This is a genomic window from Streptococcus mitis (assembly GCF_000722765.2).
GTDB classification, from domain to species: domain Bacteria; phylum Bacillota; class Bacilli; order Lactobacillales; family Streptococcaceae; genus Streptococcus; species Streptococcus mitis_AQ.
On the sequence record NZ_CP028415.1, the window covers coordinates 61,947 to 82,283 of the forward strand.

Sequence of the window (20,337 nt, forward strand, 5' to 3'; positions counted from 1 at the left end):
AAAGGAATAAGAATTGATGGATAAACGTATTTTTGTTGAAAAAAAGGCTGATTTTCAGGTCAAGTCAGAGAGTTTGGTTAGAGAACTCCAGCATAACTTGGGACTTTCAAGCTTGAAAAGTATTCGCATCGTGCAAGTGTATGATGTCTTTAACTTAGCTGAGGACTTGTTTGCGCCTGCAGAGAAACACATCTTCTCTGAGCAGGTGACAGACCATGTTTTGGACGAAGCGGTTGTGCAGGCGGATCTTGCTAACTATGCTTTCTTTGCCATTGAAAGCCTGCCTGGCCAATTTGACCAGCGTGCAGCTTCTTCACAAGAAGCCTTGCTTTTGCTGGGAAGTTCTAGTGACGTGACAGTCAATACAGCACAATTGTACTTGGTCAATAAGGACATTGATGCGACTGAGTTAGAGGCGGTCAAGAACTACTTGCTCAATCCAGTTGATTCTCGTTTCAAGGATATCACGACAGGGATTGCCAAGCAGGAATTTTCAGAGTCAGACAAGACCATTCCTAAATTGACTTTCTTTGAAAGCTATACAGCAGAAGACTTTGCTCGCTACAAGGCTGAGCAAGGGATGGCTATGGAAGTGGATGATTTGCTCTTTATTCAAGACTACTTCAAGTCAATCGGGCGCGTGCCAACTGAGACGGAACTCAAGGTTTTGGATACTTACTGGTCTGACCACTGCCGTCACACAACTTTCGAGACAGAGTTGAAACACATTGATTTCTCCGCATCGAAATTCCAAAAACAATTGCAGTCAACCTATGATAAATATATCGCTATGCGCGATGAGTTGGGGCGTTCTGAAAAACCTCAAACCTTGATGGATATGGCGACTGTTTTCGGTCGTTATGAGCGTGTCAATGGACGTTTGGATGACATGGAAGTGTCTGACGAAATCAATGCATGCTCAGTCGAAATTGAAGTGGATGTTGATGGTGTGAAAGAGCCATGGCTCCTAATGTTCAAGAACGAAACCCACAATCACCCGACAGAAATTGAGCCATTTGGTGGGGCGGCTACTTGTATCGGTGGAGCCATTCGTGACCCATTGTCAGGTCGCTCATATGTTTACCAAGCTATGCGGATCTCAGGTGCTGGTGATATTACAGCACCGATTTCAGAAACTCGCGCTGGGAAATTGCCACAACAAGTCATTTCTAAAACAGCGGCTCATGGTTATTCTTCATACGGTAACCAGATTGGACTTGCAACAACCTACGTTCGTGAATACTTCCACCCAGGTTTTGTAGCTAAACGTATGGAGTTAGGTGCAGTAGTCGGTGCGGCTCCTAAGGGCAATGTTGTCCGTGAAAAACCGGAAGCGGGAGATGTGATTATTCTCCTTGGAGGTAAGACTGGACGTGATGGTGTCGGTGGTGCGACAGGTTCTTCTAAGGTTCAAACAGTTGAGTCCGTGGAAACTGCTGGTGCTGAGGTTCAAAAAGGGAATGCCATCGAAGAACGCAAGATTCAGCGCCTTTTCCGTAATGGCGATGTCACTCGTCTTATCAAGAAGTCCAATGACTTTGGAGCAGGTGGTGTCTGTGTAGCCATCGGTGAATTGGCAGACGGTCTTGAAATTGACCTCAACAAGGTGCCTCTTAAATACCAGGGCTTGAATGGTACCGAAATTGCCATCTCTGAATCTCAAGAACGGATGGCAGTCGTGGTTCGTCCTGAGGATGTAGATGCCTTCGTTGCTGAATGTAACAAAGAGAATATTGATGCTGTTGTGGTTGCGACAGTAACTGAAAAACCAAATCTAGTCATGCACTGGAATGGTGAAACCATTGTCGACTTGGAACGTCGTTTCCTTGACACCAATGGTGTGCGTGTGGTCGTCGATGCTAAGGTTGTGGACAAGGATGTCACACTCCCAGAAGAACGTCAAACATCTGCTGACACACTTGAAGCAGATACCCTTACGGTTCTATCTGACCTCAATCATGCGAGTCAAAAAGGATTACAGACTATCTTTGATTGCTCTGTTGGACGCTCAACGGTCAATCATCCACTTGGCGGTCGCTACCAACTCACACCAACTGAGGCATCTGTACAGAAATTGCCAGTTCAACACGGTGAGACTTATACTGCGTCAGTCATTGCTCAAGGTTTCAACCCATATGTAGCTGAATGGTCTCCATACCACGGTGCTGCCTATGCGGTGATCGAAGCAACTGCTCGTTTGGTTGCTGCTGGTGCCAACTGGTCTAAGGCTCGCTTCTCTTATCAAGAGTACTTCGAGCGCATGGACAAACAAGCTGAGCGTTTTGGTCAGCCAGTGGCAGCTCTCCTAGGCTCAATCGAAGCACAAATTCAGCTTGGTTTGCCATCTATCGGTGGTAAGGACTCCATGTCTGGTACTTTTGAAGAATTGACAGTACCGCCAACCTTGGTCGCTTTTGGGGTGACGACAGCGGATAGCCGTAATGTGCTCTCTCCAGAATTTAAAGCTGTTGGGGAAAATATCTACTACATTCCAGGCCAAGCACTCTCAGCAGAGATTGATTTTGACTTGATTAAGAAAAATTTTGCTCAATTTGAAGCTATCCAAGCTGGCCACGAAGTGACATCTGCATCAGCTGTCAAATATGGTGGTGTGGTTGAAAGTTTGGCTCTTGCTACTTTTGGAAATCATATTGGTGCAGAGGTGACCTTGCCTGAACTTAAAACAGCTTTGACAGCTCAATTGGGCGGATTTGTCTTTACATCTCCTGAAGAAATTGCTGGAGTAGAGAAAATCGGTCAAACAAGTGCAGCCTTTACACTGACTGTCAACGGTGTGAATCTAGATGGACACAAGCTTGACAGTGCCTTCCAAGGTAAATTGGAAGAAGTTTACCCAACAGAGTTTGTCCAAGCCAAAGAACTGGCTGAAGTACCAGCGGTGGTATCAGATGTTGTGATTAAAGCCAAAGAAAAGGTTGAAAAACCTGTGGTTTACATCCCAGTCTTCCCAGGCACCAACTCAGAGTATGACTCAGCTAAGGCCTTTGAAAAAGAAGGTGCAGAGGTCAACTTGGTGCCATTCGTGACCTTGAATGAAGAGGCTATTGTCAAGTCAGTCGAAACCATGGTTGACAACATCGGCAAGGCTAACATTCTCTTCTTTGCAGGTGGATTCTCAGCTGCGGACGAACCAGATGGTTCAGCTAAGTTTATTGTCAATATCCTGCTCAATGAAAAAGTGCGTGTAGCTATTGATAGCTTTATCGCTCGTGGTGGCTTGATTATCGGTATCTGTAATGGATTTCAGGCTTTGGTCAAATCAGGTCTTCTTCCATACGGGAACTTTGAAGAAGCCACTAGTACTAGTCCAACCCTCTTCTACAATGATGCCAACCAACACGTGGCCAAGATGGTGGAAACCCGTATTGCCAATACCAACTCACCATGGTTAGCTGGTGTGCAAGTAGGCGATATCCACGCTATTCCTGTTTCGCACGGTGAAGGGAAGTTTGTCGTGACGGCTGAGGAATTCGCTGAGCTCCGTGACAATGGACAAATTTTCAGCCAATATGTTGACTTTGATGGAAAACCAAGTATGGACTCTAAGTACAATCCGAATGGTTCTGTCCATGCCATCGAAGGAATTACTAGCAAGAATGGCCAAATCATCGGTAAGATGGGCCATTCAGAACGTTATGAGGACGGTCTTTTCCAAAACATCCCAGGAAATAAAGACCAGCACCTGTTTACGTCGGCGGTTAAATACTTTACTGGAAAATAAGACTTGCAGATTTTCTAATAGATAGTATCAGTAATGTAAAAGTCATGTAGATTTAGCTCTTGGTGCTACACAAATAAAAATTAGGTATATAAAATGACATACGAAGTAAAATCTCTTAATGAAGAATGTGGTGTTTTCGGTATCTGGGGACATCCAGACGCTGCTAAATTGACCTATTTTGGTCTCCATAGTCTTCAGCACCGTGGTCAGGAGGGGGCAGGAATCCTCTCCAATGATCAGGGACAATTGAAGCGCCATCGTGACATGGGACTTTTATCAGAAGTCTTCAGAAATCCTGCTAATTTGGATAAATTGACGGGAACTGGTGCGATTGGGCATGTGCGTTACGCGACTGCTGGCGAAGCTTCTGTAGATAATATCCAGCCCTTCCTCTTCCGTTTTCACGATATGCAGTTTGGTTTGGCTCATAATGGAAATCTGACCAATGCAGCCTCTCTCAAGAAAGAACTGGAACAAAGAGGAGCGATTTTCAGCGCGACTTCGGACTCGGAAATCTTGGCCCACCTCATTCGTCGGAGTCACAATCCGAACTTGATGGGCAAAATCAAGGAAGCGCTCAGCCTTGTCAAAGGTGGATTTGCCTATATCTTGCTGTTTGAGGATAAGTTGATTGCGGCTCTTGACCCCAATGGTTTCCGTCCCCTTTCTATCGGGAAAATGGCCAACGGAGCGGTGGTTGTTTCCTCTGAAACCTGTGCTTTTGAGGTTATTGGTGCTGAATGGATTCGTGATTTGAAGCCAGGTGAGATTGTGATCATTGATGACAAGGGCATCCAGTATGACAGCTATACAGATGATACCCAGTTAGCAATCTGTTCTATGGAGTATATCTATTTTGCCCGCCCTGATTCTAATATCCACGGTGTCAATGTTCATACGGCACGTAAACGTATGGGTGCCCAATTGGCGCGTGAATTCAAGCATGAGGCGGATATTGTAGTTGGTGTACCCAATTCTTCCCTCAGCGCAGCCATGGGATTTGCGGAAGAATCTGGTTTGCCAAACGAAATGGGTCTTATTAAGAATCAATATACGCAACGCACCTTTATCCAACCGACTCAAGAATTGCGGGAGCAAGGGGTGCGGATGAAACTATCTGCTGTTTCAGGCGTTGTAAGAGGAAAGCGTGTGGTTATGATTGATGACTCTATTGTACGTGGGACGACCTCTCGTCGTATCGTTCAGCTTTTGAAAGAAGCGGGTGCAACTGAGGTTCACGTTGCTATTGGCAGTCCAGCGCTAGCTTATCCATGCTTCTACGGGATTGATATCCAGACCCGTCAGGAGCTGATTGCAGCTAATCATACGGTTGAAGAAACTCGCCAAATCATTGGTGCGGACAGTCTGACTTATCTTTCTGTTGAGGGGTTGATTGAGTCAATTGGGATTGAAACAGATGCGCCAAATGGTGGTCTCTGTGTCGCTTACTTTGACGGTGACTACCCAACACCTCTCTACGACTACGAAGAAGACTATCGTAGAAGTTTGGAAGAAAAGACCAGTTTTTACAAATAGACAATAGATCCTCCATTAAAGAAAAGGAATATAAAAATGGCAAATAAAAATGCATATGCTTCACGTCTCACTACTGACTAAAAGCTAAAGCATTTGTCAGTAGACGCTTTGTCCTATAGGATCAAAGCTAGAGCCCTGACTAGTATTTTTATACTCTTCGAAAATCAAATTCAAACCACGTCAGCTTCACCTTGCCGTACCCAAGTACAGCCTGCGGCTAGCTTCCTAGTTTGCTCTTTGATTTTCATTGAGTATTAGATAAAATAATTGTTTATCTAAAAATACGTCCCAGTCTTTCCCCAAAAAAGAAAAGGAAAAATAAAATGGCAAATAAAAATGCGTACGCTCAATCTGGTGTGGATGTTGAAGCGGGTTATGAAGTTGTTGAACGGATTAAAAAGCACGTGGCTCGTACGGAGCGTGCAGGTGTCTTGGGAGTTCTTGGTGGCTTTGGTGGTATGTTTGACCTTTCAAAGACTGGGGTTAAAGAACCCGTCTTGATTTCAGGGACTGACGGTGTCGGAACTAAGCTCATGCTGGCTATCAAGTACGACAAGCACGATACCATCGGTCAGGACTGTGTGGCCATGTGTGTCAATGATATCATCGCTGCAGGTGCGGAGCCCCTCTATTTCCTTGACTACGTAGCGACAGGGAAGAATGAACCAGCTAAGCTAGAACAAGTTGTCGCTGGTGTGGCAGAAGGTTGTGTGCAGGCAGGTGCTGCCCTCATTGGTGGGGAAACGGCTGAAATGCCTGGCATGTACGGCGAAGATGACTATGACTTGGCTGGTTTTGCGGTCGGTGTGGCTGAAAAATCTCAAATCATTGACGGTTCAAAGGTGGCAGAAGGAGATATTCTTCTCGGACTTGCTTCAAGTGGGATTCATTCCAATGGTTACTCTCTCGTCCGTCGTGTCTTTGCGGATTACACAGGTGAGGAAGTCCTTCCAGAATTGGAAGGCAAGCAACTCAAGGAAGTTCTCCTTGAGCCGACTCGTATCTATGTCAAGGCTGTTTTGCCACTCATCAAGGAAGAGTTGGTCAACGGCATTGCCCACATCACTGGTGGTGGCTTTATCGAAAATGTCCCTCGCATGTTTGCAGCTGACTTGGCTGCTGAGATTGAGGAAAGCAAAGTTCCAGTCTTGCCAATCTTCAAAGCCCTTGAAAAATACGGTCAGATCAAACACGAAGAAATGTTTGAAATCTTCAATATGGGTGTGGGACTTATGCTAGCAGTTAGCCCTGAAAATGTAATTCGTGTCAAGGAATTGTTGGATGAACCAGTCTATGAAATTGGTCGTATCGTCAAGAAAGAAAACGAAAGTGTCATCATCAAATGAAAAAAATAGCGGTTTTTGCCTCTGGTAATGGCTCAAATTTTCAGGTGATAGCGGAACAATTTCCAGTAGAGTTTGTCTTTTCAGACCATCGTGACGCCTATGTGCTCGAACGTGCAGACAAGCTCGGCGTTCTGTCCTATGCTTTTGAACTCAAGGAGTTTGAGAGCAAGGCAGACTACGAAGCGGCCCTTGTCGAACTCTTGGAAGAACACCAGATTGACTTGGTTTGTCTAGCAGGCTACATGAAAATTGTTGGGCCTACTTTACTGGCAGCTTATGAAGGCAGGATTATCAACATTCATCCAGCCTACTTGCCAGAATTTCCAGGAGCTCATGGGATTGAGGATGCTTGGAATGCTGACGTGGATCAGTCTGGTGTGACCATTCACTGGGTAGATTCTGGTGTGGACACTGGTAAGATCATCAACCAAGTACGTGTGCCACGGTTAGCTGATGATACCATCGAAAGCTTTGAAACTCGCATTCATGAGGCAGAGTACAAGTTGTATCCAGAGGTGCTGGATAGCTTGGGAGTGGAGAGGAGGTATGAATTATAAATAAAATTAAATCGTCCCCTTTTTTAAAAACAATTGTATTTTTTTCGACATTTTCAATCTTGTTGTTTGTTGTTGATTCTTTTGACTTGATAACAAAAATATTTGGATTACTTGGTATGAAACCGAATCATATGAATAGTTGGTTAGCATACATAGGCTCTATATCAGGATTGTTGATGACTTCTTATATTTATACCGCCTCTCTCAAGAAGGATAGCGATATTAGAGAGATAGAACAACGTTATAATAATTTACCAATATTAATAATGGGAGTAGAGTTAATAGATAATAAACTTCAGATATCAGCAAAGAATATTGGATTAAATCATGCAATTCTAAAGTATTGGAAATTGAATGAATTTGAAGATCAGAGTGAAAATACTCAACAATTACATGGAACAAAAGGTGACATTAATCAATTTCCAATTGTTGAAAAAGACAATGAATATTCTGAAGGTATACCTCTTGATGAAGGTATAGAAATTTCAAATATTAAAGAAATAATAATTATATATACTGACATTTTTGGAAAAAATTACTATTATAATAAATTCAAAAACGAAAATGGTAAGTTTGAACAATCTCAATATGCGATATTTGATCAAAATAGAACTGAAAAAAATAAAGTAAAAATAAGTAAATGAAAGGAAAAAAGATGACTAAACGCGCTTTAATCAGCGTCTCAGACAAAGCGGGCATTGTTGAATTTGCCAAAGAACTCAAAAAACTCGGTTGGGACATCATCTCAACTGGTGGTACTAAAGTTGCCCTTGATAATGCTGGTGTTGATACCATTGCTATAGATGATGTGACTGGTTTTCCAGAAATGATGGACGGTCGTGTCAAGACCCTTCATCCAAATATCCACGGTGGGCTCCTCGCTCGTCGTGATTTGGATAGTCACCTGGAAGCGGCCAAAGACAATCAAATCGAGCTTATCGACCTTGTAGTGGTCAACCTTTATCCTTTCAAGGAAACGATTCTCAAACCAGATGTGACTTATGCGGAAGCCGTTGAAAACATCGATATCGGTGGTCCCTCTATGCTTCGTTCAGCAGCGAAGAACCACGCTAGCGTAACAGTTGTGGTAGACCCTGCTGACTATACAGTGGTTTTGGACGAGTTGTCAGCCAATGGTGAAACGACTTACGAAACGCGTCAACGTTTGGCAGCCAAGGTTTTCCGTCACACAGCGGCTTATGATGCCTTGATTGCAGAGTATTTCACAGCTCAAGTCGGAGAAAGCAAACCTGAAAAGCTCACTTTGACCTATGACCTCAAACAAGCTATGCGTTACGGTGAGAACCCTCAACAAGACGCGGATTTCTACCAAAAAGCCTTGCCGACAGATTACTCCATTGCTTCAGCTAAACAGCTCAACGGAAAAGAATTATCATTCAATAACATCCGTGATGCTGACGCTGCCATTCGTATCATCCGTGACTTCAAAGACCGTCCAACCGTTGTGGCTCTCAAACACATGAACCCATGTGGAATTGGTCAGGCTGATGACATCGAGACTGCTTGGGACTACGCTTATGAGTCTGACCCAGTGTCTATCTTTGGTGGTATCGTTGTTCTTAACCGTGAGGTGGATGCTGCGACAGCTGAGAAGATGCATGGTGTTTTCCTTGAAATCATCATCGCGCCAAGCTATACGGATGAAGCGCTAGCTATTTTGACTAATAAAAAGAAAACTTGCGTATCCTTGCCTTGCCATTTGACGTACAAGATGCCAGTGAAGCAGAAGCAGAATACACAGGTGTTGTTGGTGGACTTCTGGTGCAAAATCAAGACGTGGTGAAAGAAAGCCCAACTGACTGGCAAGTGGTGACCAAACGCCAGCCAACTGAGACAGAGGCTACTGCTCTTGAGTTCGCTTGGAAGGCTATTAAGTATGTCAAATCAAACGGTATCATCATCACCAATGACCACATGACACTTGGTGTTGGTCCAGGTCAAACCAACCGTGTGGCTTCGGTCCGTATCGCCATTGACCAAGCCAAAGACCGTCTTGACGGCGCTGTGCTTGCTTCCGATGCCTTCTTCCCATTTGCGGATAACGTGGAAGAAATCGCCAAAGCAGGTATCAAGGCTATCATCCAGCCGGGTGGGTCTGTGCGTGACCAAGAATCTATCGAAGCTGCGGATAAATATGGCTTGACTATGGTCTTCACAGGCGTGAGACATTTTAGACATTAAGAACGTTAAAGGGAAGAAAACAGTTTCTTTCCTTTTTTGCGTAAAAATGCGGAGTGAAACAAGATTAAAACGAACGTTTGTGATATAATGTTAGTAAATAATTCGCAAAAGAGGTTGAGGAATGAAGCTGTTAGTTGTCGGTTCGGGTGGTCGTGAACATGCGATTGCTAAGAAGTTGCTTGAGTCAAAAGAGGTAGAAAAGGTTTTTGTTGCCCCTGGGAATGACGGGATGATTCTGGATGGTTTGGAATTGGTAAATATCTCTATTTCCGAACATTTTGAATTGATTGAGTTTGTAAAAGCCAACGATATTGCTTGGTCCTTTATTGGGCCAGATGACGCCCTTGCGGCTGGTATCGTCGATGATTTCCATGTAGCTGGTCTCAAAGCCTTTGGTCCGACAAGATTGGCAGCTGAGCTGGAGTGGTCCAAGGATTTTGCCAAGGAAATCATGGTCAAATACGGCGTTCCGACAGCAGCCTATGGCACATTCTCAAATTTCGAGGAAGCCAAGGCCTACATAGAAGAAAAAGGCGCTCCAATCGTGGTCAAGGCGGATGGCTTGGCGCTTGGGAAGGGTGTCGTTGTTGCGGAGACGGTTGAGCAAGCAGTCGAAGCCGCGCACGAGATGCTTTTGGACAATAAATTTGGCGATAGCGGTGCGCGTGTGGTTATTGAGGAATTCCTTGAAGGAGAGGAATTTTCACTCTTTGCCTTTGTCAATGGCGACAAGTTCTACATCATGCCAACGGCTCAGGACCACAAACGTGCTTATAATGGCGATAAGGGGCCTAACACGGGGGGTATGGGTGCCTATGCGCCAGTTCCTCACTTGCCAGAGAGCGTGGTTGCTACAGCGGTTGACACCATTGTCAAGCCAGTCCTTGAGGGCATGATTAAAGAAGGGCGCCCTTATCTTGGTATCCTTTACGCTGGTCTTATCTTGACAGCGGACGGCCCTAAGGTTATCGAGTTCAACGCTCGCTTCGGAGATCCAGAAACTCAGATTATCTTGCCTCGTCTGACATCTGACTTTGCACAAAATATTACGGATATTCTGGATAGCAAGGAGCCAAATATCACTTGGACAGATAAGGGTGTGACTCTGGGTGTGGTTGTCGCATCCAAGGGCTACCCCCTAGACTATGAAAAAGGTGTCAAGTTGCCAGCCAAGACAGAAGGCGACATTATCACCTATTATGCAGGGGCTAAGTTTGCGGAAAATAGCAGAGCACTGCTGTCAAATGGCGGACGTGTTTATATGCTCGTCACTACTGCAGATACCGTCGAAGACGGACAAAACATTATTTACAGTGAACTCGCCCAACAAAACACAGAAGGGCTCTTCTACCGAACAGATATCGGAAGCAAGGCCATAAAAGATTAACAGATATTATAGTTGTCATGGCGAGCGAAAGCGAATCGAAGTAAGATAATAATCACCGTGGTGAAAAGACCAGAACAGTATCTGTTCTGATCTAGGGAAAATTTGAGACCTTAGATTCAAATTTTAGGAATGAAACCGAATGTTTGCTTCCGTCCCCCCCAAGACCATTATCAAAAAAGAATTAGCAAAAATTCACAAAACACGATAATGGTCGCATAACTTACGAGCGTTAGCGAGTTAATATAGAACAATCACCGCCGTTGTGAAAGAACGATTGAATGACAATCCAATCGTTCAGGGAAATTGGAAGACCTTGGGCTTCCGATTTAGGCATGAGACACCTTTGGTGGCTGCTGCCGTCCCTCACAACCTAAAGTGATTGAAAAAAGAAGGAAAGAGAAGGAAAATTATGACCAAACCAATTATTTCCATCATCATGGGCTCAAAATCCGACTGGGCAACCATGCAAAAAACAGCAGAAGTCCTTGACCGCTTCGGTGTAGCCTATGAAAAGAAAGTTGTCTCCGCCCACCGTACACCAGACCTTATGTTCAAATATGCCGAAGAAGCACGTAGCCGTGGCATCAAGGTTATCATTGCAGGTGCTGGTGGCGCAGCTCATTTGCCAGGCATGGTTGCTGCTAAAACAACCCTTCCAGTCATTGGTGTGCCCGTCAAATCTCGTGCCCTAAGTGGAGTGGACTCGCTCTACTCTATCGTACAGATGCCGGGAGGTGTGCCTGTTGCGACAATGGCTATCGGTGAAGCAGGTGCTACAAATGCGGCCCTCTTTGCCCTCCGTCTCCTCTCAGTAGAGGATCAGGCTATCGCGACAGCTTTGGCTGATTTCGCAGAGGAGCAAAGAAAAATCGCAGAGGAGTCTACAAATGAGCTCATCTAAAACAATTGGAATTATCGGTGGTGGGCAACTTGGTCAAATGATGGCTATTTCTGCTATCTATATGGGGCACAAGGTTATCGCGCTGGATCCTGCGGCGGATTGTCCAGCCTCTCGCGTGGCGGAAATCATTGTGGCGCCTTATAATGACGTGGATGCTCTGCGTCAGTTGGCTGAGCGTTGCGATGTCCTGACTTATGAATTTGAGAATGTAGATGCTGACGGTTTGGATGCTGTCATCAAGGATGGACAACTCCCTCAAGGGACAGACCTGCTCCGCATTTCTCAAAATCGGATTTTTGAAAAGGACTTTCTCTCAAACAAGGCACAAGTCACTGTGGCACCTTACAAGGTTGTGACCTCAAGCCAAGATTTGGCAGACATCGACTTGTCGAAAAACTATGTCCTCAAGACGGCAACTGGTGGCTATGATGGGCATGGACAAAAGGTTATTCGCTCAGAAGCAGACTTGGTAGAAGCCTATGCGCTAGCTGACTCAGCAGACTGCGTTTTGGAAGAATTTGTCAACTTTGATCTTGAAATTTCTGTTATCGTTTCTGGGAATGGCAAGGATGTGACGGTTTTTCCAGTTCAGGAAAATATCCACCGTAACAACATTCTTTCGAAAACCATTGTTCCAGCTCGCATTTCAGAAAGTCTAGCAGCCAAAGCCAAAGCTATGGCAGTGCAAATCGCTGAGCAACTCAACTTGTCTGGAACGCTATGTGTGGAAATGTTTGCGACAGCTAATGATATTACCGTCAATGAGATTGCCCCACGCCCACATAACTCAGGACACTACTCAATCGAAGCCTGCGATTTCTCTCAGTTTGATACCCATATTTTAGGAGTTCTGGGAGCACCATTGCCAGCTATCCACCTGCATGCACCAGCCGTTATGCTCAATGTCCTCGGCCAGCATGTTGAGGCTGCTGAGCAATATGTGACAGAAAATCCAAGCGCCCACCTCCACATGTATGGTAAAATAGAAGCGAAGCACAACCGCAAGATGGGACATGTGACTTTGTTTAGTGATGAACCAGACAATGTGGTTGAGTTTGGGAAAGGGATAGATTTTTAGGACAAGTCTATGATACAAATTATCGTTAATGCTTTTGTTGAAAAGGATAAGACTGGAGCAGTCGTTGAAGTCTTGTATGCTAGTAGTGACCACGAAAAGGTAAAAGCTAAATATGAAGAGCTAGGTGCTCAATACCCTGAAAACTACTTAGCTATCTATGCTTTACCGCTGGATACGGATTTGAATACACTAGATCATTATCCGTCTGTGTTTATTGGGAAAGAGGAGTTTGAGTAGAAATCTTGCTTTACCTAGATAGCTTATTCCCAACAGCTTAAGAAGAAAGGAAAAATGAACAACATGATCGACCGTTACTCTCGCCCTGAAATGGCGAACATTTGGAGTGAAGAAAATAAATACCGTGCTTGGCTTGAGGTGGAAATCTTGGCTGACGAGGCATGGGCTGAGTTGGGGGAAATCCCTAAGGAAGATGTGGCTTTGATTCGCGAGAAGGCGGACTTTGACATCGACCGTATCTTGGAGATTGAGCAGGAGACTCGCCATGACGTAGTTGCCTTTACGCGTGCGGTTTCTGAGACTCTTGGTGAAGAGCGCAAGTGGGTTCATTACGGCTTGACATCAACTGACGTGGTGGATACGGCCTACGGTTACCTCTACAAGCAGGCCAACGACATTATCCGTCGTGACCTTGAAAACTTCACCAACATCATCGCTGACAAGGCTAAGGAGCACAAGTTTACCATCATGATGGGTCGTACCCACGGTGTGCACGCTGAACCGACAACTTTTGGTCTTAAATTGGCCACTTGGTACAGCGAAATGAAGCGTAATATCGAGCGTTTCGAGCATGCGGCTGCTGGTGTGGAAGCTGGTAAGATTTCTGGTGCAGTTGGAAACTTTGCCAACATCCCACCATTCGTAGAGCAATATGTCTGCGACAAATTGGGTATCCGTGCCCAAGAAATCTCAACACAGGTCCTTCCTCGTGACCTTCACGCTGAGTACTTTGCGGTTCTTGCCAGCATTGCGACTTCAATCGAACGTATGGCAACGGAGATCCGTGGTTTGCAAAAATCTGAACAACGTGAAGTAGAAGAGTTCTTTGCTAAGGGGCAAAAAGGGTCTTCAGCAATGCCTCACAAACGCAACCCAATCGGTTCTGAGAACATGACAGGTCTTGCGCGCGTTATCCGTGGTCACATGATAACAGCCTATGAGAACGTGGCTCTCTGGCACGAACGTGACATTTCACACTCATCAGCTGAGCGTATTATCACACCAGATACAACCATTTTGATTGATTACATGCTCAACCGTTTCGGAAACATTGTTAAGAACTTGACAGTCTTCCCAGAAAACATGATCCGCAACATGAACTCAACTTTCGGTTTGATTTTCAGCCAACGTGCTATGTTGACCTTGATTGAAAAAGGAATGACCCGTGAACAAGCTTATGATTTGGTGCAACCAAAAACGGCTTACTCTTGGGACAACCAAGTAGACTTTAAACCGCTTCTGGAAGCAGATCCAGAGGTGACATCACGCCTCACACAAGAAGAAATCGATGAAATCTTCAACCCTCTTTATTACACTAAACGAGTGGATGATATCTTTGAACGTCTTGGTTTAGGATAATTAGAATAAAAATCGAAGTTCTATTACTCTATTTACTGGAATAGAAGAAATTCGATTTTTATTGTTTATTAAAGCTTTTTGATAAAAAGATTACCAATATTTTATACTCAATGAAAATCAAAGAGCAAACTAGGAAGCAAGTCGCAGGCTGCTCAAAACACTGTTTTGAGGTTGTAGATGAAACTGACGAAGTCAGTAACCATATATACGGCAAGGCGACGCTGACGTGGTTTGAAGAGATTTTAGAAGAGTATTAGTAAAATTTCAACTAATTTAATCGATCTTCATTGACATATAGAAAATATATTTTTAATGTCATATAATAAGCATAGAAAAAGCCCAAGCAAGGCTTAGGCTTTCTTCTTAGTGATCACGGTCACATGAAATGAATTTGATTTTGTAGTAATCTGCGCGTTTATATGTTTCGCTGTATGCGAGAACTTGACCAGTAGACTCTAGTTTAGTCGTCTTGGTTTGTAAAACGGTTGGGAATTGTTCATCGACTCCGAGGACCGAAGCCGCATGTTCTGGAGTTGGAAATGCTATTTCATTGATTTCTTCAAAATGTTCATCATTCATGTGAATGTGGTAATCCAATTTGAAACGGTTATAGATAGAGCTATAATATTCAAGATTTGGATAATTTGCGTTGATGTATTGTTCTGGAATGTAAGATGTATGGTAGATGTAGACAACACCACCTGTTTCGCGTACACGTTCAATCTTGTAGTAGAACTGATCTCCGCGTAGTCCGAGTTTTTCTAAGTAGCTTAGTTTGTTTCCACGCTCGATAGAAAGGACGGTAACTTTATCATCTTTAGTTTCAAAAACTTCTACATCTGAAAACTCTACGAGTTTGTGTTTGCGTGCGCGTGAAACGAATGTCCCCTTTCCTTGTTGACGGACAATATAGCCATCCTTGGCAAGGTCGTTTAAGGCGCGGACAACTGTGATAGAACTTACATCATACATTGCAATCAATTCAGCTTCAGTGTAGAATTTATCTCCACTGGCAAATTGACCAGAAATGATTTTGTTCTTTAACTCATCTTTAATATATTGATACTTTGGAATTGCCATATTTTCACCTCGATTTTCCTTCTCCACTAAAAATTTTACCATAAAACTGGAAAGAATAGTAGCCTTTTGAATAAAAAAATTAGAATAATAGGCTATAAGGTTAATTTACATAGGAATAAATAGAAAAACATACATTTTTATACATGGTACTAAAATGTTGTCATGACTATAGATTACAAGATTTTTATAAGTTTTTTGTGTAAAATTTAGTGAAAAATGAAAAAAATTGTGAAAGCCTATTGACAAATGCAAGATATTGAGATATATTTACTATATCAACAAATGAAAGCGCAAACTTTAATTGTCAGAAGGTAAGAATATGACACGATTTGAGATACGGGATGATTTTTATCTCGATGGAAAATCATTTAAGATTTTATCTGGCGCCATTCATTATTTTAGAGTTCCTCCAGAAGATTGGTATCATTCGCTCTATAATTTGAAGGCTCTTGGTTTTAATACAGTAGAGACTTATGTGGCCTGGAATTTACATGAGCCTCGTGAGGGTGAGTTTCACTTTGAAGGGGCTCTGGATTTGGAGCGGTTTCTCCAGACAGCGCAGGATTTGGGTCTCTACGCTATCGTTCGTCCCTCTCCCTTCATTTGTGCGGAGTGGGAATTCGGTGGCTTACCAGCTTGGCTTTTAACCAAAGACATGAGGCTTCGTTCATCAGACCCTGCATATATTGAGGCTGTTGGTCGCTACTATGACCAGCTCTTGTCACGATTGGTTCCACATTTGTTGGACAATGGTGGCAATATCCTTATGATGCAGGTTGAAAATGAGTATGGTTCTTATGGAGAAGATAAGGCTTACCTAAGAGCAATTCGACAGTTGATGGAAGATCGTGGCGTAACCTGTCCACTCTTTACATCAGATGGCCCATGGCGAGCTACTCTGAAAGCTGGAACCTTAATCGAAGATGATCTATTTGTAACAGGAAACTTTGGTTCTAAGGCACCTTACAACTTTTCACAGATGCAGGAATTCTTTGATGAGCATGGTAAGAAATGGCCGCTCATGTGTATGGAGTTCTGGGATGGCTGGTTCAATCGCTGGAAAGAACCGATTATCACACGGGATCCAAAAGAGTTGGCAGATGCAGTTCGAGAGGTTTTGGAACAAGGCTCTATCAATCTCTACATGTTCCACGGTGGTACAAACTTTGGCTTCATGAATGGTTGTTCAGCTCGAGGGACCCTGGACTTGCCACAAGTTACGTCTTATGATTATGATGCCCTTCTGGATGAAGAAGGAAATCCAACTGCCAAATATCTAGCAGTCAAGAAGATGATGGCGACACATTTTCCAGAGTATCCGCAGTTGGAACCGCTCTATAAGGAAAGTATGAAAGTAAATGCTATTCCACTAGCTGAAAAAGTTTCCTTGTTTGAAACCTTGGATAGCTTATCTAGTCCTGTAGAAAGTCTCTATCCTAAAAAGATGGAGGAGTTGGGACAAAGTTATGGCTACCTACTTTATCGAACAGAAATAAACTGGGATGCAGAAGAAGAAAGACTTCGTATCATTGATGGTCGAGATAGGGCCCAGCTTTATGTCGATGGTCAGTGGGTTGAAACCCAATATCAGACAGAGATTGGGGAAGATATTTTTTATCAAGGTGAAAAGAAAGCGCTGTCTAGATTGGATATCTTGGTAGAAAATATGGGGCGTGTCAACTATGGACATAAGTTCTTAGCAGATACGCAACGTAAAGGAATCCGAACAGGTGTCTGCAAGGATTTACACTTCTTACTTAATTGGAAACAATATCCACTACCACTGGATAATCCTGAGAAAATTGATTTTTCAAAAGGATGGACAGAAGGACAGCCAGCCTTTTACGCTTATGACTTTACAGTCGAGGAGCCGAAAGATACTTACCTAGACTTATCTGAGTTTGGTAAGGGAGTTGCTTTTGTCAATGGGCAGAATCTAGGACGTTTTTGGAACGTCGGCCCAACCCTCTCGCTTTATATTCCTCATAGCTATCTCAAGGAAGGTGCTAATCGCATCATTATCTTTGAAACAGAAGGTGAATATAAAGAAGAGATTCATTTAACTCGTAAACCTACACTAAAACACATAAAGGGGGAAAACTTATGACAATTGTAGGATGCCGTATCGATGGACGTTTGATCCACGGACAAGTAGCCAATCTATGGGCTGGAAAACTAAATGTTTCACGTATTATGGTTGTAGATGACGAAGTTGTCAACAATGACGTTGAAAAGAGTGGTTTGAAACTTGCGACACCACCAGGTGTGAAATTGAGTATTTTGCCAATTGAAAAAGCGGCAGCCAATATTCTTGCTGGTAAATACGATAGCCAACGTCTCTTTATCGTGGCTCGTAAGCCAGACCGCTTCCTTGGTTTGGTAGAAGCAGGTGTACCACTTGAAACCCTTAATGTTGGGAATATGTCTCAAACACCAGAAACTCGCGCTATTACACGTTCTATCAACGTAGTGGACAAGGATGTGGAAGACTTCCACAAATTGGCAGAAAAAGGTGTTAAACTTACTGCTCAAATGGTTCCAAATGATCCAGTTTCAGACTTTTTGAGCTTATTAAAATAGGAAAAATTTTTTAGGAGGTCATTGTTATGATACAATGGTGGCAAATTTTACTTCTCACTTTGTACTCAGCTTATCAAATCTGTGATGAGTTGACAATCGTTTCATCTGCAGGTTCCCCTGTATTTGCTGGTTTCATTACTGGTTTAATCATGGGAGATGTGACTACTGGTCTGCTTATCGGTGGTAACTTGCAACTGTTCGTTCTTGGGGTTGGTACCTTCGGTGGTGCTTCTCGTATCGACGCAACTTCTGGTGCGGTTCTTGCGACAGCCTTCTCTGTTTCACAAGGAATTGATACAGCACTTGCGATTACAACAATCGCTGTGCCAGTAGCGGCTCTCTTGACATACTTCGACGTTCTTGGACGTATGACAACTACTTTCTTTGCTCACCGTGTGGATGCTGCAATCGAACGCTTTGACTATAAAGGTATTGAACGCAACTACTTGCTTGGTGCGATTCCTTGGGCTTTATCTCGTGCCCTTCCAGTCTTCTTTGCCCTTGCTTTTGGTGGTGAATTTGTACAACACGTAGTAGACTTCGTTACAAAATACCAATGGGTTGCAGATGGTTTGACACTCGCAGGACGTATGCTTCCAGGTCTTGGATTTGCAATCTTGCTTCGTTACCTTCCAGTTAAACGTAACCTTCACTACCTTGCAATGGGATTTGGTTTGACAGCTATGTTGACTGTTCTTTACTCATACGTAACAGGTCTTGGTGGCGCTGTTGCTGGTATCGTAGGTACTCTACCGAAAGATGTTGCTGAAAAAATTGGTTTCGTGAACAACTTCAAAGGTTTGTCTATGATTGGTATCTCTATCGTAGGTATCTTCCTTGCAGTGCTTCACTTCAAAAATAGCCAAAAAGTAGCTGTAGCAGCACCTTCTACACCATCAGAAAGTGGGGAAATCGAAGATGACGAATTCTAATTACAAACTTACAAAAGAAGATTTTAATCAAATCAACAAACGTAGCTTGTTTACTTTTCAATTAGGTTGGAACTACGAACGTATGCAAGCTTCTGGTTACCTTTACATGATCCTGCCACAATTGCGTAAAATGTATGGTGATGGAACTCCTGAATTGAAAGAAATGATGAAAGTTCATACTCAATTCTTCAATACTTCACCATTCTTCCATACCATTATCGCTGGTTTTGACCTTGCCATGGAAGAAAAAGATGGTGTAGGTTCAAAAGATGCCGTTAACGGTATCAAGACAGGTTTGATGGGACCATTTGCTCCTCTTGGAGATACAATCTTTGGTTCGCTTGTACCTGCTATCATGGGATCTATCGCAGCAACTATGGCTATCGCTGGCCAACCTTGGGGTATCTTCCTTTGGATTGCAGTTGCAGTAGTGTATGACATCTTCCGTTGGAAACAGTTAGAATTTGCCTACAAAGAAGGGGTTAACCTTATCAACAACATGCAAAGTACATTGACAGCTTTGATTGACGCTGCATCTGTACTTGGTGTCTTCATGATGGGTGCTCTTGTAGCCACAATGATCAACTTTGAAATTTCTTATAAATTGCCAATCGGTGAAAAGATGATTGATTTCCAAGACATCTTGAACCAAATCTTCCCACGTTTGCTTCCAGCAATCTTTACTGCCTTTATCTTCTGGTTGCTTGGTAAGAAAGGTATGACCTCTACTAAAGCTATCGGTATCATTATCGTTCTTGCAGTAGGTCTTTCTGCCCTTGGTCACTTTGCATTTGGAATGGGACCTAAATAAGTTTTATGGTAAAATCATTAATTTTGGTCAGCCATGGTCGCTTCTGTGAGGAGCTTAAAGGCAGCACAGAAATGATTATGGGTCCACAAGACAATATTCATGCAGTGGCTCTTCTTCCAGAAGACGGTCCAGAAGAATTTACTGCAAAATTTGAAGCTGCTATTGAAGGATTGGATGATTTCTTAGTCTTTGCGGATCTTCTCGGTGGAACACCATGTAACGTGGTAAGCCGTTTGATTATGGAAGGTCGTGATATTGACCTTTACGCAGGGATGAATCTTCCAATGGTGATTGAATTTATCAATGCGAGCCTTACAGGTGCAGATGCGGACTATAAGAACCGTGCTGCAGAAAGCATTGTGAAAGTTAATGACCTGTTAGCTGGCTTCGATGATGACGAAGATGAATAAGATGTGACAACGTGAAAATCACAGGGAAAATAGGCGATAGGAGGATGGAGCGTTGCTCCGACGATAATCGGTCTTTTTCCCAAAGATTTTAGTTGGAACTCAATTCAATTCATGTGACAACGTGAAAATCGTTAGAGCATTTTATATAGAATATACATGGGAATGGGGCTTACTCCCAT

General features: G+C 43.4%; 18 protein-coding genes and 1 pseudogene. 18 read left to right on the forward strand and 1 reads right to left on the reverse strand.

Annotated features, from left to right (window positions below; all coding sequences use genetic code 11):
- Positions 1–16 precede the first annotated feature (16 nt).
- From SK637_RS00325 to SK637_RS10000, 13 genes and pseudogenes are all read left to right on the forward strand, one after another.
- A complete protein-coding gene (locus SK637_RS00325) occupies positions 17–3,742 on the forward strand; it encodes a phosphoribosylformylglycinamidine synthase (RefSeq protein ID WP_033687909.1) in 3,726 nt (1,241 codons plus the stop codon).
- A gap of 93 nt (positions 3,743–3,835) precedes the next feature.
- A complete protein-coding gene (gene purF / locus SK637_RS00330) occupies positions 3,836–5,278 on the forward strand; it encodes an amidophosphoribosyltransferase (RefSeq protein ID WP_033687910.1) in 1,443 nt (480 codons plus the stop codon).
- Between the two features lie 323 nt (positions 5,279–5,601).
- Positions 5,602–6,624, forward strand: coding sequence for a phosphoribosylformylglycinamidine cyclo-ligase (purM, locus tag SK637_RS00335; RefSeq protein WP_033687911.1), 1,023 nt, complete (start codon positions 5,602–5,604; stop codon positions 6,622–6,624).
- Entirely contained in the window at positions 6,621–7,181 is a 561-nt protein-coding gene (purN, locus tag SK637_RS00340; protein WP_033687912.1) for a phosphoribosylglycinamide formyltransferase, read from the forward strand. Before purM ends, purN begins: the two co-directional genes overlap by 4 nt.
- 116 nt (positions 7,182–7,297) lie before the next feature.
- The gene (locus tag SK637_RS00345) at positions 7,298–7,825 is read left to right on the forward strand and encodes a hypothetical protein (protein WP_237397634.1); all 528 of its coding nucleotides are present in this window, start codon (positions 7,298–7,300) and stop codon (positions 7,823–7,825) included.
- An 11-nt stretch (positions 7,826–7,836) separates the two neighbouring features.
- Positions 7,837–9,383 (forward strand): annotated as a pseudogene (gene purH / locus SK637_RS00350) (bifunctional phosphoribosylaminoimidazolecarboxamide formyltransferase/IMP cyclohydrolase).
- A gap of 121 nt (positions 9,384–9,504) precedes the next feature.
- Entirely contained in the window at positions 9,505–10,770 is a 1,266-nt protein-coding gene (gene purD, locus SK637_RS00360) for a phosphoribosylamine--glycine ligase (RefSeq protein WP_033687914.1), read from the forward strand.
- A gap of 262 nt (positions 10,771–11,032) precedes the next feature.
- Entirely contained in the window at positions 11,033–11,149 is a 117-nt protein-coding gene (locus SK637_RS09995; RefSeq protein WP_080710434.1) for a phosphoribosylaminoimidazole carboxylase, read from the forward strand.
- Positions 11,150–11,179: 30 nt separating this feature from the next.
- A complete protein-coding gene (gene purE, locus SK637_RS00370; RefSeq protein ID WP_033687915.1) occupies positions 11,180–11,671 on the forward strand; it encodes a 5-(carboxyamino)imidazole ribonucleotide mutase in 492 nt (163 codons plus the stop codon).
- Positions 11,658–12,749, forward strand: coding sequence for a 5-(carboxyamino)imidazole ribonucleotide synthase (gene purK, locus SK637_RS00375; protein ID WP_033687916.1), 1,092 nt, complete (start codon positions 11,658–11,660; stop codon positions 12,747–12,749). The genes purE and purK overlap by 14 nt, the downstream gene beginning before the upstream one ends.
- 9 nt (positions 12,750–12,758) lie before the next feature.
- Positions 12,759–12,986 (forward strand): hypothetical protein, encoded by a 228-nt coding sequence (locus SK637_RS00380; RefSeq protein ID WP_033687917.1) that lies wholly within the window; start codon positions 12,759–12,761, stop codon positions 12,984–12,986.
- A 63-nt stretch (positions 12,987–13,049) separates the two neighbouring features.
- The gene (purB, locus tag SK637_RS00385; protein ID WP_033688008.1) at positions 13,050–14,345 is read left to right on the forward strand and encodes an adenylosuccinate lyase; all 1,296 of its coding nucleotides are present in this window, start codon (positions 13,050–13,052) and stop codon (positions 14,343–14,345) included.
- Between the two features lie 110 nt (positions 14,346–14,455).
- Positions 14,456–14,602 (forward strand): hypothetical protein, encoded by a 147-nt coding sequence (locus tag SK637_RS10000; RefSeq protein WP_033687918.1) that lies wholly within the window; start codon positions 14,456–14,458, stop codon positions 14,600–14,602.
- Positions 14,603–14,708: 106 nt separating this feature from the next.
- Here SK637_RS10000 and SK637_RS00390 read toward each other — a convergent pair whose 3' ends face one another.
- Positions 14,709–15,425 carry a GntR family transcriptional regulator gene (locus SK637_RS00390; protein ID WP_031237756.1) on the reverse strand — a complete coding sequence of 239 codons (717 nt, stop codon included), beginning with the start codon at positions 15,423–15,425 and terminating at the stop codon, positions 14,709–14,711.
- 319 nt (positions 15,426–15,744) lie between these two features.
- Here SK637_RS00390 and SK637_RS00395 point away from each other — a divergent pair, with 319 nt between their 5' ends.
- From SK637_RS00395 to SK637_RS00415, 5 genes are read left to right on the forward strand one after another with little or no spacing between them, the layout of a single operon-like run.
- Positions 15,745–17,532: a glycoside hydrolase family 35 protein gene (locus SK637_RS00395; RefSeq protein WP_033687919.1), complete on the forward strand. Its 1,788-nt coding sequence runs from the start codon at positions 15,745–15,747 to the stop codon at positions 17,530–17,532.
- The gene (locus tag SK637_RS00400) at positions 17,529–18,005 is read left to right on the forward strand and encodes a PTS sugar transporter subunit IIB (protein ID WP_000156971.1); all 477 of its coding nucleotides are present in this window, start codon (positions 17,529–17,531) and stop codon (positions 18,003–18,005) included. The genes SK637_RS00395 and SK637_RS00400 overlap by 4 nt, the downstream gene beginning before the upstream one ends.
- Positions 18,006–18,031: 26 nt before the next feature.
- Entirely contained in the window at positions 18,032–18,937 is a 906-nt protein-coding gene (locus SK637_RS00405; RefSeq protein WP_000617016.1) for a PTS mannose/fructose/sorbose/N-acetylgalactosamine transporter subunit IIC, read from the forward strand.
- Entirely contained in the window at positions 18,924–19,748 is an 825-nt protein-coding gene (locus tag SK637_RS00410) for a PTS system mannose/fructose/sorbose family transporter subunit IID (protein WP_033687920.1), read from the forward strand. Before SK637_RS00405 ends, SK637_RS00410 begins: the two co-directional genes overlap by 14 nt.
- A 5-nt stretch (positions 19,749–19,753) precedes the next feature.
- Entirely contained in the window at positions 19,754–20,158 is a 405-nt protein-coding gene (locus tag SK637_RS00415) for a PTS sugar transporter subunit IIA (RefSeq protein WP_080710435.1), read from the forward strand.
- Positions 20,159–20,337 lie beyond the last annotated feature (179 nt).